At 65.7% G+C, this 23,093-nt stretch carries 22 protein-coding genes; 11 read left to right on the top strand and 11 right to left on the bottom strand.

Translation table 11 applies throughout. From position 1 onward, the window contains the following. Nucleotides 1-82: 82 nt before the first annotated feature. The 5 genes from sugE (at nucleotide 83) to LJ656_RS31665 (ending at nucleotide 5,001) form a co-directional block, all read left to right on the top strand. On the top strand, nucleotides 83-403 hold the full coding sequence (sugE, locus tag LJ656_RS31685; RefSeq protein WP_230513401.1) for a quaternary ammonium compound efflux SMR transporter SugE: 321 nt from the start codon (nucleotides 83-85) through the stop codon (nucleotides 401-403). A 236-nt stretch (nucleotides 404-639) separates the two neighbouring features. Beyond that, nucleotides 640-1,251, top strand: coding sequence for a DUF4126 domain-containing protein (locus LJ656_RS31680; RefSeq protein ID WP_230513400.1), 612 nt, complete (start codon nucleotides 640-642; stop codon nucleotides 1,249-1,251). 122 nt (nucleotides 1,252-1,373) lie between these two features. Further along, on the top strand, nucleotides 1,374-3,863 hold the full coding sequence (locus LJ656_RS31675; RefSeq protein WP_230513420.1) for an ABC transporter permease: 2,490 nt from the start codon (nucleotides 1,374-1,376) through the stop codon (nucleotides 3,861-3,863). Nucleotides 3,864-3,950: 87 nt separating this feature from the next. Beyond that, a complete protein-coding gene (locus LJ656_RS31670; protein ID WP_230513399.1) occupies nucleotides 3,951-4,364 on the top strand; it encodes a group II truncated hemoglobin in 414 nt (137 codons plus the stop codon). Next, entirely contained in the window at nucleotides 4,357-5,001 is a 645-nt protein-coding gene (locus LJ656_RS31665) for a DUF924 family protein (RefSeq protein ID WP_230513398.1), read from the top strand. The genes LJ656_RS31670 and LJ656_RS31665 overlap by 8 nt, the downstream gene beginning before the upstream one ends. 95 nt (nucleotides 5,002-5,096) lie before the next feature. Here LJ656_RS31665 and LJ656_RS31660 read toward each other — a convergent pair whose 3' ends face one another. From LJ656_RS31660 to LJ656_RS31610, 11 genes are all read right to left on the bottom strand, one after another. Beyond that, nucleotides 5,097-7,079, bottom strand: coding sequence for an ArnT family glycosyltransferase (locus tag LJ656_RS31660; protein WP_230513397.1), 1,983 nt, complete (start codon nucleotides 7,077-7,079; stop codon nucleotides 5,097-5,099). A 293-nt stretch (nucleotides 7,080-7,372) separates the two neighbouring features. After that, nucleotides 7,373-8,119 carry an SDR family oxidoreductase gene (locus LJ656_RS31655; RefSeq protein ID WP_230513396.1) on the bottom strand — a complete coding sequence of 249 codons (747 nt, stop codon included), beginning with the start codon at nucleotides 8,117-8,119 and terminating at the stop codon, nucleotides 7,373-7,375. 72 nt (nucleotides 8,120-8,191) lie between these two features. Then, nucleotides 8,192-8,779 (bottom strand): LOG family protein, encoded by a 588-nt coding sequence (locus LJ656_RS31650; RefSeq protein ID WP_230513395.1) that lies wholly within the window; start codon nucleotides 8,777-8,779, stop codon nucleotides 8,192-8,194. A gap of 3 nt (nucleotides 8,780-8,782) precedes the next feature. Further along, complete coding sequence (locus tag LJ656_RS31645) at nucleotides 8,783-9,508, bottom strand: TetR/AcrR family transcriptional regulator (RefSeq protein ID WP_075296420.1); 726 nt, start codon at nucleotides 9,506-9,508, stop codon at nucleotides 8,783-8,785. Between the two features lie 309 nt (nucleotides 9,509-9,817). Next, nucleotides 9,818-10,399 carry a diacylglycerol kinase gene (locus LJ656_RS31640; RefSeq protein WP_230513394.1) on the bottom strand — a complete coding sequence of 194 codons (582 nt, stop codon included), beginning with the start codon at nucleotides 10,397-10,399 and terminating at the stop codon, nucleotides 9,818-9,820. A gap of 24 nt (nucleotides 10,400-10,423) precedes the next feature. Then, nucleotides 10,424-11,455, bottom strand: coding sequence for a glycosyltransferase family 4 protein (locus LJ656_RS31635; protein ID WP_230513419.1), 1,032 nt, complete (start codon nucleotides 11,453-11,455; stop codon nucleotides 10,424-10,426). 60 nt (nucleotides 11,456-11,515) lie between these two features. Beyond that, entirely contained in the window at nucleotides 11,516-12,457 is a 942-nt protein-coding gene (locus LJ656_RS31630) for a UDP-2,3-diacylglucosamine diphosphatase (RefSeq protein ID WP_230513393.1), read from the bottom strand. A 786-nt stretch (nucleotides 12,458-13,243) separates the two neighbouring features. Then, nucleotides 13,244-13,768, bottom strand: coding sequence for an RDD family protein (locus LJ656_RS31625; protein WP_230513392.1), 525 nt, complete (start codon nucleotides 13,766-13,768; stop codon nucleotides 13,244-13,246). Nucleotides 13,769-13,777: 9 nt separating this feature from the next. Next, on the bottom strand, nucleotides 13,778-14,545 hold the full coding sequence (locus tag LJ656_RS31620; RefSeq protein ID WP_230513391.1) for a DUF3106 domain-containing protein: 768 nt from the start codon (nucleotides 14,543-14,545) through the stop codon (nucleotides 13,778-13,780). A 16-nt stretch (nucleotides 14,546-14,561) separates the two neighbouring features. Then, nucleotides 14,562-14,993, bottom strand: coding sequence for a DUF3619 family protein (locus LJ656_RS31615; protein ID WP_230513390.1), 432 nt, complete (start codon nucleotides 14,991-14,993; stop codon nucleotides 14,562-14,564). Then, complete coding sequence (locus tag LJ656_RS31610) at nucleotides 14,990-15,553, bottom strand: RNA polymerase sigma factor (RefSeq protein WP_230513389.1); 564 nt, start codon at nucleotides 15,551-15,553, stop codon at nucleotides 14,990-14,992. Before LJ656_RS31610 ends, LJ656_RS31615 begins: the two co-directional genes overlap by 4 nt. A gap of 359 nt (nucleotides 15,554-15,912) precedes the next feature. Here LJ656_RS31610 and LJ656_RS31605 point away from each other — a divergent pair, with 359 nt between their 5' ends. The 6 genes from LJ656_RS31605 to LJ656_RS31580 all read left to right on the top strand — a co-directional run bounded on the left by LJ656_RS31605 (nucleotide 15,913) and on the right by LJ656_RS31580 (nucleotide 23,042). Further along, a complete protein-coding gene (locus LJ656_RS31605) occupies nucleotides 15,913-17,676 on the top strand; it encodes an acetolactate synthase 3 catalytic subunit (protein ID WP_230513388.1) in 1,764 nt (587 codons plus the stop codon). A 123-nt stretch (nucleotides 17,677-17,799) separates the two neighbouring features. Next, the gene (gene ilvN, locus LJ656_RS31600; protein ID WP_025602412.1) at nucleotides 17,800-18,291 is read left to right on the top strand and encodes an acetolactate synthase small subunit; all 492 of its coding nucleotides are present in this window, start codon (nucleotides 17,800-17,802) and stop codon (nucleotides 18,289-18,291) included. Between the two features lie 108 nt (nucleotides 18,292-18,399). Next, on the top strand, nucleotides 18,400-19,416 hold the full coding sequence (ilvC, locus tag LJ656_RS31595) for a ketol-acid reductoisomerase (RefSeq protein WP_075296448.1): 1,017 nt from the start codon (nucleotides 18,400-18,402) through the stop codon (nucleotides 19,414-19,416). A 133-nt stretch (nucleotides 19,417-19,549) separates the two neighbouring features. Then, complete coding sequence (locus LJ656_RS31590) at nucleotides 19,550-20,188, top strand: phosphatidylserine decarboxylase (RefSeq protein WP_169499343.1); 639 nt, start codon at nucleotides 19,550-19,552, stop codon at nucleotides 20,186-20,188. A gap of 24 nt (nucleotides 20,189-20,212) precedes the next feature. Continuing rightward, complete coding sequence (gene pssA / locus LJ656_RS31585; RefSeq protein WP_230513387.1) at nucleotides 20,213-21,085, top strand: CDP-diacylglycerol--serine O-phosphatidyltransferase; 873 nt, start codon at nucleotides 20,213-20,215, stop codon at nucleotides 21,083-21,085. Between the two features lie 409 nt (nucleotides 21,086-21,494). Next, nucleotides 21,495-23,042, top strand: coding sequence for a 2-isopropylmalate synthase (locus tag LJ656_RS31580; protein ID WP_230513386.1), 1,548 nt, complete (start codon nucleotides 21,495-21,497; stop codon nucleotides 23,040-23,042). Nucleotides 23,043-23,093: the final 51 nt, after the last annotated feature.

The raw sequence follows: 23,093 nt of genomic DNA, 5'->3' as shown, positions 1-23,093 counted from the left end.
CTATAATTCTCGCCGACGTAAGGACGACCTTACGCTCGCATCGATCATCGGGGACGGCCCCATTCTTTATGGAGCTGTCCCGATGTCCTGGTTTCTTCTGCTGATCGCCGGTTTGCTCGAAGTCGCGTGGGCGGCCGGTCTCAAAACCTCCGAAGGTTTCACCCGTTTCTGGCCGTCGGTGTTCACCGTCGTGACCGCGCTCGGCAGTTTCGTGCTGCTCGCGATCGCGATGCGTCAGTTGCCGCTCGGCACCGCCTATGCGGTCTGGACCGGGATCGGCGCGGTCGGCGCGTTCGTGTTCGGCGTCGTGATGATGGGCGAGGCGTTGACGCTCGCGCGCGTGGCCAGCGCGGCGCTGATCGTGATCGGCCTGATCGGGCTGAAGCTGTCGTCCGGTCACTGACGCGGGACTCGCCGTCGTCACGGTCGACGCGACAGCCTTCGTCGCGCACGCCACAGCGCCGCTGCGACGCTCTACGTTCTGCGAATTAACGTGGCTATAATGAGACAGAAACAGACCTGACATTGTCCGCGGCGTGGTTGACGCGGCCGGCTGGCGCTTCCGACGAGTTCGGCGAGAGAATTTTTCCCCGTCCCCCGCGTCGGTATCCGGCACGCATCAAGCGCATGGAGGCGACCATGCTTGAATCCCTTTCGCTCGCTGCTGGCCTGTCCTGGGGCAGCGGTCTGCGCCTCTATCTGACGGTGCTGCTGGCCGGCGTGTTCGAACGTCTCGGCCTGATCCATCTTCCCAATACGCTGTCCGCGCTGTCGTCGCCGTGGGTGATCGGCGCGGCGGCCGTGCTGACGCTCGCCGAATTTCTCGCCGACAAAATCCCCGCGTTCGATTCGCTGTGGGACGCGATCCATACCTTCATCCGCATTCCGGCCGGCGCCGTGCTCGCCGCCGGCGCGCTCGGTCACGGCGATCCGGCGCTGCTGACGGTCGCCGCGCTCGCCGGCGGCACGCTCGCCGGCACCGCGCATCTGGCCAAGGCCGGCACCCGCGCGCTGATCAATCTGTCGCCGGAGCCGGTGTCGAACGTGGTGACGTCGACCGCCGAGGATGGGCTCGTGTTAGGCGGCGTGCTGCTCGCGCTGTTCGTGCCGCTTCTGTTTCTCGTGCTGATGGTAGGCTTTCTGCTGCTCGCGGCGTGGCTGTTGCCACGATTGTGGCGTGGCGTGCAGGGCGGTTTTCGCGGCATGGCCACGCACATGGTGTCGCGATTTGCGAGGAGCAGGCACGATTGAGCGAAGTAAAACGAGGTTCTATCGCGCGCGCTGACGAGGGAGCTGGAGCGAAAACGGCGGCAGCGACGCGGCCGGCGGCGCGCCGGCTCGGCGGCGCGGATCTGCTGCGTCAGGCGATCCGGATGAGCGCGCGCGACTGGCGCGCGGGTGAACTGACGATGCTGCTGCTGGCGCTGGTGCTGGCCGTCGCGGCGTTATCGAGCGTCGGCTTTCTGGCCGACCGGCTGCATCAGGGACTCGAGCGCGATGCGCGGCGCATGATCGCCGCCGACTTCATCGTGCGGGCCGATCATCCGGTCGATCCACTTTTCGCGGCCGAGGCGCGGCGGCTCGGTTTGCATACCGCGACCACCGCGATCTTTCCCAGCATGATCAATTCGACCGGCGCGCAGCCGGTGTCGCGGCTGGCCGCCGTCAAGGCGGTGTCGCCCGGCTATCCGCTGCGCGGCGCGCTGCGCATCGCGCCGGCGAGCGGCGCGCCCGAGCATCCGGCCAGCGCGATTCCGGCGCCCGGCACCGTGTGGGTCGATCAGCAACTGCTCGACGCGCTGAAGCTGAAGGTCGGCGACACGGTGAAGGTCGGCAGCCGCAACTTCACGATCGGCGCGCTGATTACGCGCGAACTCGATCGCGGCTTCTCGTTCGTCAACTTCTCGCCGCGCCTGATGCTGCGCGCCGACGATGTCCAATCGACCGGCCTGATCACCTACGGCAGCCGCGTCACCTATCGCCTGCTGGTCGCCGGCGCGGACGATGCGGTCGCCCAGTTCGCGCAGTTCGCGCATCAGCACGTCGACGGCGGCAAGATGCGCGGCGTCGCGCTGGAGTCGCTGCAGGACGGCCAGCCGCAGGTGCGCCAGACGCTCGATCGCGCCGGCCACTTCCTCACGCTGGTGTCGCTGCTGACCGCGCTGCTCGCCGCGGTCGCGATCGCGATGGCCGCGCATCGCTATATGCGCCGGCATCTGGACAGCTGCGCGGCGATGCGTTGTCTCGGCGTGAGCCAGGCCGCGCTGCGCGCGCTTTTCACCCTCGAATTCGTCGGGCTGGGTTTGATCGGCGGGGCGCTCGGCGTCGCGCTCGGCTATCTCGGCCATCTCGCGCTGCTGAGCTGGCTCGGCGGCCTGATCGACGTGGTGCTGCCGCAGCCGACGCTGTGGCCCGCGCTCGAAGGTATCGCCGCCGGCCTCGTGCTGCTGCTCGGCTTCGCGCTGCCGCCGCTGTTGCCGCTCACGCGCGTGCCGCCGGTGCGGGTGCTGCGCCGCGAATGGGGCGAGGCGGGGCGCACCGCGTGGGCCGCGTACGCGCTCGGGATCGTGCTGTTCGCCGGGCTCTTGATTCTCGCGGCGGGCGAGCTGAAGCTCGGCGGGATCGTCGCGGGCGGCTTCGCGGGCGGGCTACTGGTGTTCGCGATCGTCGCGCGTCTCGCGCTGTGGGTCGCGGCGCGGCTGGTGCGCAGCGAGCGCGTGAATGCGGGGATCGGCTGGCGTTATGCGCTGGCGTCGCTGGAGCGGCGCAGCAGTGCGAGCGCGCTGCAAATCACCGCGCTCGGCATCGGCCTGATGTGCCTGCTGCTGATCGCGATGACCCGCAACGACCTCGTGCAGGGCTGGCGTAAATCGACCCCGCCCGATGCGCCGAACCAGTTCATCATCGATATCCAGCCCGATCAGCGCGACCCGGTCAGCCACTATCTGGACGCGCATGGGATCGCCGACGTCGCGCTGTCGCCGATGGTGCGCGGGCGGCTCATCGCGATCAACGGCAAGCCGGTCAATCCCGATTCGTTCAAGGGCGACGACGCGCGCCGGCTGGTCGATCGCGAGTTCAACCTGTCGTACACGACGCAGTTGCCCGACGACAACCGGATCGTCGCGGGCGAGTGGTTCGGCGACACGACCAGGCCGCAAATCTCGATCGAACAGGGCCTCGCCAAGCTGATCAACGTGAAGCCCGGCGACGTGCTGCGCTTCGACGTGACCGGCCTGACGGTCGAAGCACCGGTCACCAGTGTGCGCAAGCTCGACTGGGGTTCGTTCAAGGTCAACTTCTTCGTGCTGATGCCGCCCGCCGCGCTGCGGGATTTTCCGGCCACTTTCATCACCAGCTTCCATCTGCCGGCGGACCGTCAGGCGACCATCGACGGCCTCGTCGGCGCCTATCCGAACCTCACCGCGATCGATACCGGCCCGATCCTCGCGCAGGTGCAGCGGGTGTTGCAGCAGGTGATCGGCGCGGTGCAGTTCCTGTTCGCGTTCACGCTCGCGGCCGGCGTGCTGGTGCTGTACGCGGCGCTCGCCGGCACGCGCGACGAGCGTATGCGAGAATCCGCGCTGCTGCGCGCGCTCGGTGCGTCGCACCGGCAGGTGCGCGCGGTGCAGGTGGCCGAGTTCGTCGCGGTCGGCGCGCTGGCCGGGCTGATGGCGGCGGTCGGCGCGCAGATCGTCGGGTCGGTGCTGGCCACGCGGGTGTTCGAGTTCTATCTGGACTTCGATCCGTGGCTGCTGCCGGCGGGGATTGCCGCGGGCGTCGCGTGCGCGGGCGTCGGCGGCTGGTTGAGTCTGCGGCATGTGTTGGCGCGGCCGGCGTTGCAGTCGCTGCGCGATGCGTGAGTGCTGCGTGGGTGATGCGTGGGTGTTTGCGCGTTGGCGCGTTCGCGCGGCGCGCCGTGAGTTTTTTATCTGGTTGATGAGCAGGGTATGAGCGATTTGAACGACGAAGCCGCGGTGGCGAAGCCGACCGCCTTCGAACTGGTGGGCGGCGAGGCGCGGGTGCGCGAACTGGTCGACCGGTTTTACGACCTGATGGATCTGGAGGCGGATTTCGCGGGGATTCGCGCGCTGCATCCGGACTCGCTCGAAGGCTCGCGCGACAAGCTGTTCTGGTTCCTGTGCGGCTGGCTCGGCGGCCCCGATCATTACATCAGCCGTTTCGGCCACCCGCGTTTGCGCGCGCGGCATATGCCGTTCGCGATCGCGTCGAGCGAGCGCGATCAGTGGCTGCGCTGCATGGCGTGGGCGATGGAAGACATCGGTCTGGCCGAGCCGCTGCGCGAACGGCTGCTCGGCTCGTTCTTCGAGACCGCGGACTGGATGCGCAATCGCAATGGCTGACGAAGCGGCTTGCGCGTCCGGCGCCGCCTACACCTGCGAGGCCGACTACGCCGCACTGCCTGCGCGCGCCCGCGAAGTGCTCGACTGCTGGTTCGGCGCACCCGGCACGCCGGAATACGGCACCTCGCGCAAGCTCTGGTTCTCCCGCGACGACGCGCTCGACACGATGCTGCGCGAGCGCTTCGCAGACCTGATCGACGCGGTCAACGCCGGCGCGCTCGATGCCTGGCAGGCGAGCCCGCTCGGCGCGCTCGCGCTGGTGCTCGTGCTCGACCAGTTCTCGCGCAACTGCCATCGCAATAGCGCGCGCGCGTTCGCCGCCGATCGCAAGGCGCTCGAAGTCGCGCAACGGATGGTCGCGAGCGGCGCCGACCGGCTGCTGCCGGGCCCGCATCAGCGCGCGTTCGTTTATCTGCCGTTCGAACACGACGAAACGCCGGCGAGTCAGCGCGAATCGCTGCGGCTCTTCAAGCAACTGGACGCGGAGCCCGGTGCCGGGTCTTACTACCGCTATGCGGTGCGGCACGCGGAGATCATCGAGCGATTCGGCCGCTTTCCGCATCGCAATGTGCTGCTCGGGCGCGCGTCGAGCGACGAGGAAAAGGCGTTTCTGCGCGAGCCGGGATCGTCGTTCTAAGGTTGGCGACGGGAGCGGCGCTTGAGCTTTGCGCTGGGCGAGGGTCGTCGAATTAACCTATCCGCGCCACCCGCGCAACGTCCCCGTCCTCCTGATCAATCGTCGTCGCGCTCCGTGCCTGCGGCCGGCGTACGCACGAACACGCGCAACAGCTCGCCCGTATCGCCGGGCCGCGCACCGGACCAGAACAGACGCCAGTCGCCGGGCGGTGTGCTGACCTTGTCGCGGCGACTTTCCTGAATCAGCCACGTGCACGCGGTGGTGCGTGGGTCGCTGCTCGGCTGATGCTCGATGCCGGTGAAGTAGTAGAGCATCGGCGCCTCGGATTCGCCCAGATCGACGCTGGCCATGCAGTCGCCGTCGTTCCATTCGATATCCATCTTCGCGCCGAGCGCCTGGAACACCGAACGGTAGCTCTTCGCGTAGTCCAGCCACGGCAGCAGCAACGTGCTGACCAGCCCCCACACGAGCACGGCGCCGGCGCACCAGCTGAGCGCGCCGCGCCATTTGCCCGCGTACTTGAACGACGGCAGCAGCCACAGCCAGCCGATCGTGAGCAGCAGCGCGCCGGCGATCATCACCGGCTGGTTCGGCAGTACCCAATCGAGCGGCAGCCAGCGGCCGAGCCGATGCAGCGACGCATGCGTGCCGGCCGGGCTTGTCATGGTCGACCAGACGATCCACACGAGCGCGGCCGCGCTGCCGAACAGCACCCGGCTGACCATGTCCCAGCCGGCATGCAGGCGCGCCGGCAAGCGCTCGACGCCGCGCATCGCGAGCAGCGCGAGCGGCGCGATGAACGGCAGGATGTACAACTCGCGCACCGTCGCCGAACTTTGCAGCACCGCGAAGCCGATCCCGGCGAACAGCACCGGCAACGCGACGCCGGGCTCGCGCCAGTGCCGCCACGCGCCGCCCGCGAGCGCGGCCAGCGCCAGCGGCACGACCGGAAAGCCGACGCTGAGCACGGTGCGCAGCACGAACAGACGGCTCTCGTTTTCGGAGCCGAGCTCGGCCACCGAAAAACCGAAGAAACGGCCGACGTTGTTATCCCACAGCCAGACCTTGAAGAGCGCTTCGGAACGCAGATAGAAGCAGAGCGGCCAGATCAGCGCGAACGGCGCGCAGACCAGCGCGGCGACGCCGAGCGCCCGCGCGAAGCTGCGGCTGCGGCAGGCGGGGTAGAGCACCAGCACCGCGCAGGTGGTCGCGCCGAACACGAGCGGCACGAACAGGCCCTTGGCGAGCAGCGACACGCCGACGCCCGCGCCGAACATCGCCGCCCCGCTGAGCAACGCGTGACGCCGCTCGCGCGCGGACAGCGGCGGGGCCGACGGGCTCGCCGCCGCCGCGCGATAACGCGCGGCGCGCGGGTCGTCGCGCAGATGCGCGAGCACCAGTTCGAACAGTCCGCAGAAGCCCAGCGCGGCGCCGGCCATCAGCGCGACGTCGGTCATCATGTCGTGCACGTGCTTGACGACGACCAGCGTGCCGCCATAGAGCGCGAGCGTGCCGATCACGCGCAGGTCGAACCAGCTCGCTGCGCCGAGCGCGCGGCGAGCCACGCGCGCGGTGTAGTAGACCGTCAGGCCGGCGAACAGCGCGCTCGCCAGACGCGCGGCGTCGTGCAGCGGCAGGTAGCGGCCGAGCATCCACGCGAGGCCGGTGGCGACCCAGTCGTAGATCGGCGGCTTTTCGACGAACGGCTGGCCCGCATTGGTCGGCACCACCAGATCGCCGGTATCGAGCATGTGCTGGATGATGCCGAATGTGTAGGTCTCGTCCTGCTTCCACGGATCGTGGCCGAGAATGCCGGGCAACAGCCACGCGCACAGGATGGCCACGGCGAGCAGCCGCAACAGCGGTTCGCTCGCCGCGAGCGAGCGCCAGCGTTGCAGGCGGCGCGCGTGACGGCCGCTCCAGGCGCCGCTGCCGCCGGTATTGGCGGTGTCGGCGAGAGGCGCCGTCGGGGCGCTGCCGGCGGGGTTCGACCTACCCGACGTACCCGACGTGACCGACGTCGGGGCTACCGCGATCGCATGGTCCGAGTGCCAGCTCGCGGGCTGCTTTTCTTGCATGGAAGTCTCTGATCTGCGTGCGCGGCGGCATCGGCCGCGCAGTGGTGTTTTGTCCATGTCGCCGGCACATGCGGGCGCACCCGGCGATTGTAGCGCCGGATTATTACCGAAGATTACAGGTGCGGAGCGGACACGGCAGATTCATCTGCGGCTGTGTGGGGTGCGCATCAGAGCGATGCAAATCGGGTGGGAAAACCGCGCGGGGAAGCGGAAAAACGACGGGAAGAACGACGCGGGAAAAGGGAGGCGCGGCCGCTGTGGGCCGCGCGTGGGGTATGCGGTGGCGGCGCCGCTCAGCGGCCGCCGGCGACGTCGATCACCGCGCCGGTCACATACGAGGCCGCGTCGCTCAGCAGCCAGACGATCGCCTCGGCGACTTCGTCGGCGCTGCCGGGGCGGCCGAGCGGCGTGGTCGCGCCCAGTTGGGCGGCCCGCTCGGGCTTGCCGCCGCTCGCATGGATTTCGGTATCGATCAGGCCGGGACGCACCGCGTTCACGCGCACGCGCTGCGGGCCGAGTTCCTTCGCGAGACCGAGCGTCATCGTGTCGATCGCGCCTTTCGAGCCCGCATAGTCGACGTATTCGTTCGGCGAGCCGAGGCGCGCCGCCGCCGACGAAACATTGACGATCGCGCCGCCCGCGCCGCCGCGCTGCGTCGACATGCGCCGTGCCGCTTCGCGCGCGCACAGATAGGCGCCGAGCACGTTGACGTCGAACATCCGTTTCAGGCGCGCGAAATCCATCTCGGCGAGCTGGCTCGACGGCGCGACGATGCCGGCGTTGTTGACGAGCGCATCGATGCGGCCGAAGTGCTGCTGCAACATATCGAACATCGCGATCACGTCGGCTTCGTTCGCGACGTCGCCGGCGATCGGCAGCGCGCGGCCGCCCGCGCGCTCGACTTCGGCGACGCTCTGCTGCGCGGCCGCCAGATCGCGCACGTAGTTCACGCCGACGCACCAGCCGCGCTCGCCGAGCAGACGCGCGGTAGCGCGGCCGATGCCGCGGCTGCCGCCGGTGATCAGAACCGCTTTCGTCATCGCAACCTCATCGTTCGGGGGAAATTTGCTCGCCGGCCGCGCGTCACCATCGGGCCGGCGGCCGGCGCGGCTTCAGATCGCGTCGCTCTGCACGACTGCCCATTTGTCGCTGACGGGCGGCTGGTAGCGTTGCAGCTTGCCGATCAGCGCGACCGGATCGGCTTCGATCTGCAGCATGTCGAGATAGGTCTTGCGCATGAAGCCTTCGTCGATCGTGTGTTGCAGCAGACGGAGCAGCGGCTCGTAGAAGTGGCCGGTATTCAGCAGTGCGACCGGTTTGCCGTGATAGCCGAGCTGCGCCCATGTGAAGACCTCGAACAGTTCCTCGAGCGTGCCCGCGCCGCCTGGCATCGCGACGAACGCGTCCGACAGCTCGGCCATCATCTTCTTGCGGTGATGCATGTCGGGCACCACGTGCAGCTCGGTCAGCCCGTTATGGCCGACTTCCTTGTCGACCAGCAGCTCGGGAATCACGCCGATCGCGCGGCCGCCCTCGGCCATCACGGTATCGGCGATCACGCCCATCAGGCCCACCTTGCCGCCGCCGTAGATCAACGCGAGATCCGCTTCGACCAGCGCGCGGCCGAACGCGCGCGCCGCTTCCGCGTACAGCGGTTTGGCTCCCATCGCGGAGCCGCAATACACACACACAGCCTTCATTGTTTAAACATCCTTCGATTCGTTGCGCGGCGCGGCGCCTTCCCGGGGCGGCAGGTAGTCGTAAAACTCGCGCTTGGGCAGCTTGCCCGAGACGAGGTCGTCGAAGATTTGCCGCGAGCGGCCGCGCAGATACGGCGCCATCAGCGACACGATCTGCACGCTCACCTGATGCAGTTCCGCGCGGATCGCTTCCTGCTCGTTGTATTTGCGCGGGTTCATCACGAACTGGTACGACAGCCAGTAGGTGCCGATCACGCCGACGTTGGTTGCGATCACCTGCAGTTCCTGCGGCGTCGCGACCATTTCGCCGTCCGCGACCAGCTGCTCGCAGAACTGGCTCGCGAAGCGCACCTTGTGGCTGATGATCTGCTTGAAGTGCGTCTCGAGCGTGCGGTTGCGCGCGAGCAGATCGTTCAGGTCGCGGTACAGGAAGCGGTAGCGCCAGGTGAAGTCGACCATGTACTGCAGATACGACCACATTTCGTCAATCGTCGCGCGATGGTCGTCGGGGAAACGCAGACGCTTTTCGATCTCCTGCTCGAACTGGCTGAAGATGCTGTTGATGATGTCGTCTTTGTTGCGGAAGTGGTAGTACAGGTTGCCTGGACTGATTTCCATTTCCTCGGCGATGGTCGTCGTCGTGACGTTCGGCTCGCCGATTTCGTTGAACAGCTTCAACGAGAGTTCGAGAATCCGTTCGCGCGTGCGGCGGGGAGGTTTGGCTTCCATGTCGTCCGGCCCTGGTTATGCCGGGCTGGGCGCGTGGCGGCATGCCGCGGCTGCGTGGTCCACCCGGATACGGTTGGTATGTTCAGCGCTCACGAACCCATCGCGGTGCGGCGGGCCCCTCGAAAGAGCAGAGTGCGCGGGCGGTATGGAAGCGGACCCGCGCAGTTCCGTGAGACTGTCGGACGATTATAAACCGAGCGTTCTAATGCCCAACCGCGGACGCGGATTTTCGTTTGCCGGGACGACGCGCGGCATGATGGAGCTGCGCGGGTTGCGTGCGATGCGCGGCGGACCGATCCGCGGCGACGTTCAGAACCACTCGCGCAGCCAGCGCACGAGCAGCGGTCCGACGATCACCGCCCACGTCATCACGCACATGCCAAGCGCGACCATCACCGCCGCGCTGCCGAGATCCTTCGCGCGGCGCGACAGCTCGTGACGTTCGAGCGAGATGCGGTCGATCGCCGCTTCGACGCTCGAATTGAGCAGCTCGACGATCAGCACCAGCAGCACCGAGCCGAGCAGCAGCACGCGCGACACCGGCTCGACCGGCACGAGCAGGCCGGCCGGAATCAGGAGCGCGGCGAGCGTCAGCTCCTGGCGAAACGCGCTCTCCTCGCGAATCGCCACGCGAAAACCGGCCAGCGAATTTTTCATCGCGTGCCATGCGCGCGTGAGGCCGCGATTGCCTTTGTACGGATTGAAGGGCAGCGGCGCGAGTGGATCGTCGGGGCTGAGGGGTTCGTGGGGGACTTCGACGGCCGCCTGCCCGGGCAGGTCCGGTTCGCGCACGTCGTCGAACGGTTCGACGCTTGCGGTATTGGCAGCGGCATCGACCGTCTGCAACTCAGCGCTCGCCGCGCGTTGACTGCTGGATTGGCTGCTTCGCATCAGGGGCTTCGCGCGCGTCGCCGCTCAGGCGGCGGCGCTCTCCTCGCGATAGGTTTCGCGGCGACGCGGCTTCAGATGCGCGGCGAACTGCGCGGACGCCGCCGCCCACGAAAAGCGCTCGGCCCACGCGCGCGCATCGCGCCGGTCGATCTTCAGCGCCGCGAGACAGGCTTCGCGCAGGTCGTCGTGCATCGCGCCGGCGCCGCCGTTGCCGAGCACGTCGATCGGCCCGGTGACCGGGTAGGCGGCCACCGGCGTGCCGCATGCGAGCGCTTCGAGCAGCACCAGCCCGAACGTGTCGGTGCGGCTCGGGAACACGAACACGTCGGCGGCCGCGTAGACCTTCGCGAGTTCCGCCTGCGACAGCACGCCGAGATAGTTGACCTGCGGATAGCGCGATTTGAGTTCGGCGAGCGCCGGACCTTCGCCGGCGACCCACTTCGAACCGGGCAGATCGAGCTGCAGAAAGGCCTCGACATTTTTCTCGACCGCGACGCGCCCCACGTACAGGAAGATCGGCCGCGCGGTGTTGAGCACCTTCGAGTCCATCGGCCGGAAGATCTCCAGATCGACGCCGCGCGTCCACAGCACGACGTTGGTGAAGCCGAATTTCTCGAGATCCTGTTTGACGACCGGCGTCGGCGCCATCACCGCGAGCGACGGCTTGTGGAACCAGTGCAGAAACCGGTAGGTGGCCGCGAGCGGAATCCGGAACCGCGCCTGCACGTACTCGGGAAAGCGCGTGTGATAGGCGGTCGTGAACGGCAGCTTGTGCCGCAACGCATACGCGCGCGCGGCCATGCCGAGCGGGCCCTCGGTCGCGATATGCAGCGCGTCGGGCGCGAACTGGCCGATGCGTTCGCGCAGCTTGCGGCGCGGCAGCAGCGACAGACGGATCTCCGGGTAGGTCGGGCAGGGCACCGTTCGGAATTCGAGCGGCGTCAGCAGCTCGACCTGATGGCCGAGCGCGAGCAGTTCGCGCCGGGTGTTCTTGAGCGTGCGCACGACGCCGTTGACCTGCGGCTCCCATGCGTCGGTGACGATCATGATCTTCATCGCTTTGTTCATCGCTGCGGGCCCTGTGGAGGTGGAGGGGAAGCGGTGGGCAGAATGCGGTCAGGCGGTGGCGCGGACTTTGTGCGTGCTTTCCTGCGGCGCGCGCAGCGCGGTCCAGTAGATCACCTTGAGTTCGCCGTCGCAGGTCTCGACGAGGGCCGACAGACTTTCGACCCAATCGCCGTCGTTGCAATAGAGCACGCCGTCGATCTCGCGCATCTCGGCTTTGTGAATGTGTCCGCAGACGACGCCGTCGCAGCCGCGGCGGCGCGCTTCGTCGGTCATCACGCGCTCGAACGACGAGATGAAATTGACCGCGTTCTTCACCTGGTGCTTCAGATACTGCGACAGCGACCAGTACGGAAAGCCGAGTCGGCTGCGGATCCGGTTGAACCAGCGGTTCAGCACGAGGATCATCGTGTAGAGGGTATCGCCGAGATAGGCGAGCCATTTCGCGTGCTGAATCACCCCGTCGAACAGATCGCCGTGGACGATCCACAGACGCTTGCCGGCGAGGGTGGTGTGAAACGCTTCGCCGCGCACGTGGATGTCACCGAACGCGAGGTCGCAGAACTGGCGGGCGGCTTCGTCGTGATTGCCGGGCACGTAGATCACTTGCGTGCCTTTGCGCGCTTTGCGCAGCACTTTCTGCACGACGTCGTTGTGCGCTTGCGGCCAGTACCAGCCTTTTTTCAGCTGCCAGCCGTCGATGATGTCGCCGACGAGGTACAGGTATTCCGATTCGTTGTGGCGGAGGAAATCGAGCAGATAGTTGGCCTGGCAGCCGCTCGAGCCGAGATGGATGTCGGAGAGCCAGATCGTGCGATAGCGGTGCGGGTCGGCGTGGCTGTCGTGGGAGTGGCCGGTGTCGCTGTCGGGCGGTGGAGTAATCGGCAGCGGCAGACCGTGGTGGGCGGAACCGGGGGCGGGGCGGAACGCGACGGAGTCGACGCTCGGGCCGGTCTGACGGAACAGGGACGTCGCGGACGATTTGGGGTCCATGGCTCACGCGGCGAGTAGCGATGTCCTGTATTGGGCAGGGCGCGGGTTACTGCGGCGTGACAGTCATGAGAAGTTCTTATTACTGGGGGCGGGTTGGGGGCTCTTGATGCAGGGCGGGGTTTTTTGGGCTGTGCTCTTATGGTGTTGGCCTTTCCTTGCTTTCTTGTCGGTCTATTGGCTCTGCCCCTGTGCGGGGCGGCACCTACTTTCTTTGCGGCTGCAAAGAAAGTAGGCAAAGAAAGCAGCTTCACACCGCTAGCTCTTAATCGGCTCCCCCGGCCTGGAGAGGGCAGTGGTGCATCTGGAATCCGTGCTTTCGCACACGCCGCGCTAGTGACAAAGCCGTCATCGGCTCCCACTCCGCACTGCGTGCGTCGCGGACGGGTCTGCCGGGGAAACAATCCGGAGGCCCGCGCAGTGGGGCCCCCGGCGGCGCCTCGGGCAGGGGCGTGAAAACGGCGGGCGGTTTTTGAGCGGGGCTTCGGCGCGCGTAGCGCCGCCGGAAGAATGATGGCTTTGTCACTGCCGCCGAATGTGCGGGGACACAGATTCCACATGCACCACTACCGGTGGCCCGCTACGGTTACCGCTTAAGAGCTAGCGGGTTGAAGCTGCTTTCTTTGCCTACTTTCTTTGCAGCCGCAAAGAAAGTAGGTGCCGCCCCGCACAGGGGCAGAGCTAATAGACCGACAAGAAAGCAAGGAAAGGCCAACACCGCACGAGCACCGCCAGACCACCGCCATCCACCCAAAACAGTGACCAACAAAGAAAAAAAGCCCAACGCGCTCAGCGCAAAACCATGACGACCCGCGTCCCCGCAAGCCGGTCATGCAAAAACCGCCGCTGCGAATCAAACCTTCCAACACCGGCCCAAAGCAAAAACCACAAACAAAAAATCAAAAGCGTCTGTGGCAAGCGCAACCCCAACACCGGATGCAACGCCAACGGCGGCAAAAACCATAACCACGCGAGCAGATACCGCCCAACCGCCCGCCCAACCGAAAGCCCGGCGCCATCGGCGCCCACCACCCGCAACCGCCAGGTCTTCATCGGCAGCGTCTGGCCGCCGTGGGTCCAGAACCACACGAAATACACGCCGACCACGAGCCCGATCCAGCCGGCCAGCAAATTATGATGCGTGAGACCGTTGCGCTGCTGCGTGAGCGTGCTGAACAGATAGCCGGCGAGAAACACCACGCCAAACAGAATTACCGCTTCGTACAGCAATGCGGCGAGCCGCCGCCGCACCGTGGGCACGCTCGCGTCAGGCGCGGAAGCGGACAAAGGCGGGGTGGCGAGCGGTCGCGACACGAGGTGGGATCAGGAACCGTTGAAAATGGCCGGCGCCTCGGCCGGCGATACCGGCACCGGCGTGGCCGGCACGAAACTGCCGGCGGCGGGAATCGCGGGCGGTGACGGCAAGGCCGCCGCCCCAGGAGCCGATGCAGCCGCCGCGGCGCTGGCCGCCGCCACACCACTCGCGCCGTGCTCGCGCGCGGTGACGATGCGATCGATGCCCTTGATCTCGTTGCGCCCGAGCGGCGGCGCGCTGACGACGCTAGGCCGGCGCTTGCGCTCGCTCGCGGCGAGCCGTTCCTTCTGTTCTTCGGACAACTGCTGATATGCCTTCCACGCGTTCTGGCGTGCTTCGCGCGGCAATTCCTTCGACACCTGATAGTTCTCGCGCGCAACGCGCCGCTGGTCGGGCGTCATGCCGACCCACTCGCTCATCCGCTCGTGCAGACGCTTTTGCGCGTCGGGCGACATCTTCGCGTAGCGGGACGCGATCTTGATCCATTTGCGTTTGCGCTCGTCGCTGAACGAATCCCACTGGGCTTCGAACGGCGCCAGCGCGACGTGCTCGGCCGCCGACAGCCGCGTCCATGCGAGCGGGCTATTGCTGCCGGGTAGGCCGGGCAAGTCGACGGACAGTGCGGGAGCGGCGGCGGGTGCGGCCAGGTTGGCGCCGGTCGCATGGCCCGGCGCGACGGCGGGGCTCGGGTGAAAGCGCGGGTACGTCGCGGCAAACGACACCAGGGCCGCAATCGTGCATCCGAATACAACGGCCAGGCCGCGCTTGTAGCTCACCCGAACAATCTCCCGCTCAGTGGGCGCGTGAAAGATACGCGTTGAAGCCGTGGTCAAGGTAGGCATTGAGCGGCAGGTCGTCGCTCAGCATCGCGGCATCGATATCGGCGAGTTCGGCGGTGCGCTGGTGATCTTCCCAGTACGCAATGCCGATCAGGCCCGCAACCAGCGCGGCCAGCGGCCACGCGAGCGCGAAGCGGCGCAGCAGCGAGCGCCGGCGCGGCTCGGCGCCGCCTTGCGGGGCGCTGCCGAAGCCGCCCGGCAGGCCGGCGAAAGTCGGCACGAACACCGGCGCGCTGACCGGCTCGGGCTTCTTGCGCGCGAGCGCGGCACGGCGCGCCGCGGCGAGCTTATCGACGGTGGCGGGGGGCAGATTGGCGGTATTTTCATCGAGCGCGCGACGCACCTGGCGGGCGAACTCGAGTTCTCGGTTTTCGACGGAGCTCATAGCGTAATTCCTTTCGCCTTGAGCGCTTGCGCCAGCGTGTGGGTGGCCCGCGAGCAGTGCGTTTTCACGCTGCCCTCGGAGCAGCCCATTGCGGCGGCAGTCTCGGCGACATCCATATCCTCCCAATAACGCATCAGAAACGCCTCCCGTTGACGTGCCGGTAATTTCTGGATTTCGTCGTCGATCGACTGCAGCACCTGTTCGCGCTCCAGCTTCCGTTCGTTGCTCTCGGCGCCGGCCGAGCCGGCCTCGGCCTCGAAGGTCTCCAATGGGTCGAATTCGTCGTCGTCCGCGTTGCCCAGCGACGAGAACAGCGTGACCCACGTGTTGCGTACTTTCGCACGACGGAAATAGTCGTGCATCGCATTCTGCAAAATACGCTGAAACAGCAGTGGCAATTCCGCGGCCGGCCGGTCGCCGTATTTCTCGGCGAGCTTGATCATCGCGTCCTGCACGATGTCGAGCGACGCGTCGTCGTCCCGCACGGCGAATACCGTCTGCTTGAACGCGCGCCTTTCGACGCCCGCCAGAAAATCGGCGAGTTCCTTGTCTGATGCCATCCGTTGGGGGTCGGCGCAGCAAGCGTGCGCGTAATCGGTCGAAAAATGTCGTAAAACTCGCGGATGCTAACAAACTTTTGCGCGGTGGGGGGCGAAACATGTCCTGGCTTGCGTTTGCCTGACGACTGCGGCAGTTGCGCCCGTTTTCGTATTGCGCTGCGCAAGAACGAGGCAATATTTGCTTGACCGCGCGCGCGTCTCCCGCTATTGTCGCTGGTTCGCAACATAAGTGAGTTGTCTCAATTGAGGTGCGGCCCAAGAAGCCCACCTGTCAACTGGACGCGCCGCTTGAACCCGAGTCACGAGCCCGGCAGAGAGCACCCGATCAATTTTTTGCCGAAAATTCGAAAGGTCAAACAATGAATATGCCCAGCGCGGAATTCTCCACGTCGGATACGACCCCCCCACACGAAGCAGACTCTATCGGCGCCACCGTGCTCATGAAAGCACTGGCCGACGAAGACGTCGAGTTCATCTGGGGCTATCCCGGCGGCTCGGTACTCTACATTTACGACGAGCTGTATAAGCAGGACAAATTCCAGCACGTGCTGGTGCGCCACGAACAGGCCGCCGTGCATGCTGCCGATGCCTATGCGCGTTCCACCGGCAAGGTGGGCGTGTGTCTCGTCACCTCCGGCCCCGGCGTCACCAATGCGGTGACCGGCATCGCGACCGCGTACATGGATTCGATTCCGATGGTCGTGATCAGCGGCCAGGTGCCGACGGCCGCGATCGGTCAGGACGCTTTCCAGGAATGCGACACGGTCGGCATCACGCGTCCCTGCGTGAAGCACAACTTCCTCGTGAAGGACGTGCGCGATCTCGCCGCCACCGTCAAGAAAGCTTTCTATATCGCCCGTACCGGCCGTCCCGGCCCGGTGCTGATCGACATTCCGAAGGACGTGTCGAAGGCGCCGTGCCAGTACGAACCGGTCAAGAGCGTGTCGCTGCGCTCGTATAACCCTGTCACCAAGGGCCATTCCGGTCAGATCCGCAAGGCGGTGTCGCTGCTGCTGTCGGCCAAGCGCCCGTACATCTATACCGGCGGCGGCATCATCCTCGCGGATGCGTCGCGTGAGCTGAACCAGTTCGCCGATCTGCTCGGCTACCCGGTCACCAACACGCTGATGGGGCTGGGCGGCTATCGCGCGAGCGACAAGAAATTCCTCGGCATGCTCGGCATGCACGGCACCTACGAAGCCAACATGGCGATGCAGCACTGCGACGTGCTGATCGCGATCGGTGCGCGCTTCGACGACCGGGTGATCGGCGATCCGAACCATTTCGCGTCGCGGCCGCGCAAGATCATCCATATCGACATCGATCCTTCCTCGATTTCCAAGCGCGTGAAGGTCGACATTCCGATCGTCGGCGACGTGAAGGAAGTGCTGAAGGAGCTGATCGAGCAGTTGCAGACGGCCGAGCATGGCCCGGACACCGCGGCGCTCGCCGACTGGTGGAAGGACATCGAAGGCTGGCGCTCGAAAGACTGCCTGAAGTTCGACCGCAAGAGCGACATCATCAAGCCGCAGTACGTGGTGGAAAAGGCGTGGGAGCTGACCGACGGCAACGCGTTCGTCTGCTCCGACGTCGGCCAGCACCAGATGTGGGCCGCGCAGTTCTATCGCTTCAACAAGCCGCGTCGCTGGATCAACTCCGGCGGCCTCGGCACGATGGGCTTCGGCCTGCCGGCGGCGATGGGCGCGAAGATGGCTCACCCGGACGACGACGTGCTGTGCATCACCGGCGAAGGCTCGATCCAGATGTGCATTCAGGAGCTGTCGACCTGCAAGCAGTACGATCTGCCGATCAAGATTCTGTCGCTGAACAACCGCTATCTGGGCATGGTGCGCCAGTGGCAGCAGATCGAATACAGCAAGCGTTATTCGCATTCCTATATGGATGCGCTGCCCGACTTCGTGAAGCTCGCCGAAGCGTACGGCCATGTCGGCATGCGCATCGAGCGCACCGCCGACGTCGAGCCGGCGCTGAAGGAAGCGCTGCGCCTGAAAGATCGCTGCGTGTTTCTCGACTTCCAGACCGATCCGACCGAAAACGTCTGGCCGATGGTCCAGGCCGGCAAGGGCATCACCGAGATGCTGCTGGGTTCGGAAGATCTATAACGACGGCGCGCCGGGGTAACCCCGGCGCCGGCTTCGTCATGCACGCCTTCACGAAAGGCGGGGGCGGACGAAGCGGCGCCCGCCGCTCGCAGACATCGACACAACATCTGGAAGAAGCGAAACATGAGACACATCATTTCTGTGCTGCTGGAAAACGAACCGGGCGCGCTCTCGCGCGTGGTGGGTCTGTTTTCGGCACGCGGCTACAACATTGAAACCTTGACGGTGGCTCCGACCGAAGACCGTTCGCTGTCGCGCATGACCATCGTCTCCATTGGCTCGGACGACGTGATCGAACAGATCACGAAGCATCTGAACCGCCTGATCGAGGTGGTGAAAGTGGTCGACCTTACCGAGGGCGCCCACATCGAACGCGAGCTGATGCTGATCAAGGTGAGGGCGGTCGGCAAGGAACGTGAGGAAATGAAGCGGATGTCGGATATTTTCCGCGGCCGCATCATCGACGTCACCGAAAAGACCTACACGATCGAACTGACGGGGGCGAGCGACAAGCTCGACGCCTTCATCGAGGGGCTCGACTCCACGGCGATTCTCGAAACGGTCCGCACGGGCAGCTCGGGCATCGGTCGCGGCGAGCGTATTCTGAAGGTTTGACGTCACGATCGCACAGCCGGGCGGCACGGCATCAGGCAGCCCGGCCGTAGTACCACATTCGCAGTACCTGAATTTCTCTGAATCATCGAATTTAGCCAAGGAACCGACATGAAAGTTTTCTACGACAAGGACGCCGATCTCTCCCTCATCAAGGGCAAGCAGGTCACCATCATCGGCTATGGCTCGCAAGGCCATGCGCACGCGCTGAACCTGAAGGAAAGCGGCGTGAACATCACGGTCGGTCTGCGCAAGGGCGGCGCATCGTGGAGCAAGGCTGAGAACGCCGGTCTGCAGGTCAAGGAAGTCGCGGAAGCGGTCAAGGGCGCTGACGTCGTCATGATGCTGCTGCCGGACGAGCAGATCGCCGACGTGTACGCGAAGGAAGTGCACGCGAACATCAAGCAGGGCGCAGCCCTCGCGTTCGCGCACGGCTTCAACGTTCACTACGGCCAGGTGATCCCGCGCGCGGATCTGGACGTGATCATGATCGCTCCGAAGGCACCGGGCCACACGGTTCGCGGCACCTACTCGCAAGGTGGCGGCGTGCCGCACCTGATCGCGGTTGCGCAAGACAAGTCGGGCGCGGCGCGTGACATCGCTCTGTCGTACGCAGCGGCAAACGGCGGCGGCCGTGCCGGCATCATCGAAACGAACTTCCGCGAAGAAACCGAAACCGACCTGTTCGGCGAACAGGCTGTTCTGTGCGGCGGTACCGTCGACCTGATCAAGGCGGGTTTCGAAACGCTGGTCGAAGCTGGCTACGCGCCGGAAATGGCGTACTTCGAGTGCCTGCACGAACTGAAGCTGATCGTCGACCTGATCTACGAAGGCGGCATCGCGAACATGAACTACTCGATCTCGAACAACGCCGAGTACGGCGAGTACGTGACGGGTCCGCGCATCGTGACGGCTGAAACGAAGAAGGCGATGAAGGCCGTGCTGACCGACATCCAGACCGGCGAGTACGCGAAGAGCTTCATCCTCGAAAATAAGGCTGGCGCACCGACGCTGCAATCGCGCCGTCGCCTGACGGCCGAGCACCAGATCGAACAGGTCGGTTCGAAGCTGCGCGCGATGATGCCGTGGATCGCGAAGAACAAGCTGGTCGACCAGTCGAAGAACTAAGCGTATTCACGTCGCGAAATCCGGCGCCGTGCGTTCGCATGGCGGCCGGATGAGTCAAAAAGCCGTCCAAGGGTGCTGAACCCTGGGCGGCTTTTGCTATCCTACGGTTTTACAAAAACACAGAAGCCAATCCATGAATTACCCTCATCCGATCATCGCGCGAGAAGGCTGGCCGTTCATCGCCATCGCGGCTGTCGTTGCCTTACTGGTTCACGCGTTCGCGGGGTTCGGCATTGCGTGGATTTTCTGGCTCCTCCTGATCTTCGTCGTGCAATTCTTCCGCGACCCGGCCCGGCCGATTCCGACCCAGGCCAACGCGGTGCTGTGCCCGGCCGACGGCCGCATCGTCGCGGTCGAAACCGCCCACGATCCGTATGCGAATCGCGAAGCGCTGAAGATCAGCGTGTTCATGAACGTGTTCAACGTGCACTCGCAACGCTCGCCGGTCGACGGCGCGATCTCGAAGGTCGAGTACTTCCCGGGCGCGTATCTGAACGCGGCGGTGGATAAAGCTTCGACCGAAAACGAGCGCAATGCGGTGGTGATCGAGATGGCCGGCGGCCAGACGGTGACGTCGGTGCAGATCGCCGGTCTGATCGCGCGGCGCATTCTGTGCTATGTGCGTGCGGGCGAGCCGCTCACTCGCGGCCAGCGCTATGGCTTCATCCGCTTCGGTTCGCGCGTCGACGTGTATCTGCCGGTCGGCAGCCGTCCGCGTGTGTCGATCGGCGAGAAGGTGTCGGCGTCGTCGACGATCCTCGCCGAGCTGTAAAGCGGCATACAGGAGGTTGTCCGAATGGCCGCATTCAAACCGCGTCGCCCCCGCAGCAGCGGTCCGCTGCCGCGGCCGTTTCGCCGCAACAAGCCGCCGGTGGTGACGGACTCGCCGGTCGCCGAAAGCCGGCGCGCGCAGCGCCAGCAGTTCCTCAGAAAGCGCGGCATCTATCTGCTGCCGAACGCGTTCACCACCGCGGCGTTGTTCTGCGGATTTTTCGCCGTCGTGCAGGCGATGAACGTGCGCTTCGAGATCGCGGCGATTGCAATTTTCGTTGCGATGGTGCTCGACGGCATGGACGGCCGCGTCGCGCGAATGACGCATACGCAAAGCGCGTTCGGCGAACAGTTCGACAGCCTGTCGGACATGGTGTCGTTCGGCGTCGCGCCCGCGCTCGTGATGTACGAGTGGATCCTGAAGGACCTCGGGCGCTGGGGCTGGCTCGCGGCGTTCGTCTACTGCGCGGGCGCGGCGCTGCGGCTCGCGCGTTTCAACACCAACATCGGCGTAGTCGACAAGCGGTTCTTCCAAGGGATGCCGAGCCCGGCCGCCGCCGCGCTGATCGCCGGCTTCGTGTGGCTCGCCACCGACAACCGCGTGCCGCTCAAGCTCGTCTGGCTGCCGTGGGTCGCGTTCGTGCTGACCATCTATGCGGGCGTGACGATGGTGTCGAACGCGCCGTTCTACAGCGGCAAGGCGCTCGACGTGCGGCACCGGGTGCCGTTCGGCGTGATCCTGCTGGTGGTGGTCGCGTTCGTGCTGGTGTCGTCCGATCCGCCGCTGATGCTGTTCGGCCTGTTCGTGCTGTACGGCCTGTCCGGCTATGTGTTCTGGGCGTATCAGGCGGTGCGCGGCAAAGCCAACCCGGCGCGTTCGATGTCGCACGACCGCTGAGGTTTGCGGTCACCGCTTGAGCGGCGCTTGCTCGCGTAGCACCCAAAACGGCAGCCTTCGGGCTGCCGTTTTTCATTGCTGGAGGGCGGATTTCGGGTGCCGCGGATGGGCGTCGCACGGCGTTTTCAGAGAGCCCGGACGCGCATTGCATGGCCACTGGAATCTCGCTATAGTCGTCGGATCAAGTGCGTCCGCGTGGTCGAACGAGCCTGACTGCCGGGGCGTTCGCTGCGCCGCGCCATCATGCATCGTTCCCGCTTTTGCGCTGCTGTCCGCCGGCCGCTCCGGCCGCGCTCGTCGCGCTCGCGCTGCGTCGCCAGCAGCGGCGTCTGCGGCCGCGCCTGCAGCCGCGCCAATCTTCGAATACCAATATTCGTCCCCCTATCCGAACGACCCCGAGGAGCCCGACATGTCCGACAAACTCATCATTTTCGACACCACCTTGCGTGACGGCGAGCAGTCGCCCGGCGCATCGATGACGAAGGAAGAAAAGATTCGCATCGCGAAGCAGCTCGAGCGGATGAAAGTCGACGTGATCGAGGCCGGTTTCGCCGCAAGCTCGAACGGCGACTTCGACGCGATCCAGACGATCGCGGGCCTCGTCAAGGACAGCAGGATCTGCTCGCTCGCCCGCGCGAACGACAAGGACATCCAGCGCGCCGCCGACGCGCTCAAGCCGGCCGACCAGTTCCGCATTCACACGTTCATCGCGACGTCGCCGCTGCATATGGAGAAGAAGCTGCGCATGACGCCGGATCAGGTGTTCGAGCAGGCGAAGCTCGCGGTGCGGTTCGCGCGCAAGTTCACCGACGACGTCGAATTTTCTCCGGAAGACGGCAGCCGCTCGGACATGGATTTCCTGTGCCGCGTGCTGGAGGCGGTGATCGCCGAGGGCGCGACCACCATCAACATCGCGGACACGGTCGGTTACGGCGTGCCGGAACTGTACGGCCAGCTCGTCAAGACGCTGCGCGAGCGCATCCCGAACTCGCACAAGGCGGTGTTCTCGGTGCACTGCCATAACGACCTCGGCATGGCGGTCGCGAACTCGCTCGCGGGCGTGCAGATCGGCGGCGCGCGCCAGGTCGAATGCACGATCAACGGGCTCGGCGAGCGCGCGGGCAATACCTCGCTCGAAGAAATCGTGATGGCGGTGAAGACCCGCAAGGACTATTTCGGCCTCGACATCGGCCTCGACACCACGCAGATCGTGCCGGCCTCGAAGCTCGTATCGCAGATCACCGGTTTCGTCGTGCAGCCGAACAAGGCGGTGGTCGGCGCGAACGCGTTCGCGCACGCGTCGGGCATCCACCAGGACGGCGTGCTGAAGGCGCGCGACACCTACGAAATCATGCGCGCCGAAGACGTGGGCTGGACCGCGAACAAGATCGTGCTCGGCAAGCTGTCGGGCCGCAACGCGTTCAAGCAGCGGCTGCAGGAACTGGGCATCGCGCTCGACAGCGAAGCCGAACTGAACGCCGCGTTCGCGCGCTTCAAGGAGCTGGCCGACCGCAAGGCCGAGATCTTCGACGAAGACATCATCGCGATCGTCAACGAGGAATCGGCGGAAGCGCATGAAAAGGAGCACTACAAGTTCCTGTCGATGGCGCAGCATTCGGAGACCGGCGAGCAGCCGCACGCGAAGGTGGTGTTCTCGGTCGAAGGCAAGGAGATTACCGGCGAGGCGCGCGGCAACGGCCCGGTCGACGCGACGCTCAACGCGATCGAAACGGAAGTGGGCAGCGGCTCAGAGCTGCTGCTGTACTCGGTGAACGCGATCACGACCGGCACCCAGGCGCAGGGCGAGGTGACCGTGCGGCTGTCGAAGAGCGGGCGCATCGTCAATGGCGTCGGCACCGATCCGGATATCGTCGCGGCCTCGGCAAAGGCGTATTTCTCCGCGCTCAACAAGCTGTATTCGAATGCGGGCAAACTCAATCCGCAGCGTTCGGAGTGATGCCCGTGTAATGACGCAACGCGGCGCGCGAGCAGCGCGTCGGCTGACGTT

It is taken from the genome of Paraburkholderia sejongensis (assembly GCF_020880815.1).
In the GTDB taxonomy this organism is placed as follows: domain Bacteria; phylum Pseudomonadota; class Gammaproteobacteria; order Burkholderiales; family Burkholderiaceae; genus Paraburkholderia; species Paraburkholderia sejongensis.
This window is presented reverse-complemented; position numbering and strand designations above follow the sequence as displayed.

Bases quoted from the DNA above. Each gene is read 5' to 3' on its own strand.
- sugE (WP_230513401.1), top strand. From the start codon at position 83: ATGTCCTGGTTTCTTCTGCTGATCGCCGGTTTGCTCGAAGTCGCGTGG.
- LJ656_RS31680 (WP_230513400.1), top strand. From the start codon at position 640: ATGCTTGAATCCCTTTCGCTCGCTGCTGGCCTGTCCTGGGGCAGCGGT.
- LJ656_RS31675 (WP_230513420.1), top strand. From the start codon at position 1,374: ATGAGCGCGCGCGACTGGCGCGCGGGTGAACTGACGATGCTGCTGCTG.
- LJ656_RS31670 (WP_230513399.1), top strand. From the start codon at position 3,951: ATGAGCGATTTGAACGACGAAGCCGCGGTGGCGAAGCCGACCGCCTTC.
- LJ656_RS31665 (WP_230513398.1), top strand. From the start codon at position 4,357: ATGGCTGACGAAGCGGCTTGCGCGTCCGGCGCCGCCTACACCTGCGAG.
- LJ656_RS31660 (WP_230513397.1), bottom strand. From the start codon at position 7,079: ATGCAAGAAAAGCAGCCCGCGAGCTGGCACTCGGACCATGCGATCGCG.
- LJ656_RS31655 (WP_230513396.1), bottom strand. From the start codon at position 8,119: ATGACGAAAGCGGTTCTGATCACCGGCGGCAGCCGCGGCATCGGCCGC.
- LJ656_RS31650 (WP_230513395.1), bottom strand. From the start codon at position 8,779: ATGAAGGCTGTGTGTGTGTATTGCGGCTCCGCGATGGGAGCCAAACCG.
- LJ656_RS31645 (WP_075296420.1), bottom strand. From the start codon at position 9,508: ATGGAAGCCAAACCTCCCCGCCGCACGCGCGAACGGATTCTCGAACTC.
- LJ656_RS31640 (WP_230513394.1), bottom strand. From the start codon at position 10,399: ATGCGAAGCAGCCAATCCAGCAGTCAACGCGCGGCGAGCGCTGAGTTG.
- LJ656_RS31635 (WP_230513419.1), bottom strand. From the start codon at position 11,455: ATGAAGATCATGATCGTCACCGACGCATGGGAGCCGCAGGTCAACGGC.
- LJ656_RS31630 (WP_230513393.1), bottom strand. From the start codon at position 12,457: ATGGACCCCAAATCGTCCGCGACGTCCCTGTTCCGTCAGACCGGCCCG.
- LJ656_RS31615 (WP_230513390.1), bottom strand. From the start codon at position 14,993: ATGAGCTCCGTCGAAAACCGAGAACTCGAGTTCGCCCGCCAGGTGCGT.
- LJ656_RS31610 (WP_230513389.1), bottom strand. From the start codon at position 15,553: ATGGCATCAGACAAGGAACTCGCCGATTTTCTGGCGGGCGTCGAAAGG.
- LJ656_RS31605 (WP_230513388.1), top strand. From the start codon at position 15,913: ATGAATATGCCCAGCGCGGAATTCTCCACGTCGGATACGACCCCCCCA.
- ilvN (WP_025602412.1), top strand. From the start codon at position 17,800: ATGAGACACATCATTTCTGTGCTGCTGGAAAACGAACCGGGCGCGCTC.
- ilvC (WP_075296448.1), top strand. From the start codon at position 18,400: ATGAAAGTTTTCTACGACAAGGACGCCGATCTCTCCCTCATCAAGGGC.
- LJ656_RS31590 (WP_169499343.1), top strand. From the start codon at position 19,550: ATGAATTACCCTCATCCGATCATCGCGCGAGAAGGCTGGCCGTTCATC.
- pssA (WP_230513387.1), top strand. From the start codon at position 20,213: ATGGCCGCATTCAAACCGCGTCGCCCCCGCAGCAGCGGTCCGCTGCCG.
- LJ656_RS31580 (WP_230513386.1), top strand. From the start codon at position 21,495: ATGTCCGACAAACTCATCATTTTCGACACCACCTTGCGTGACGGCGAG.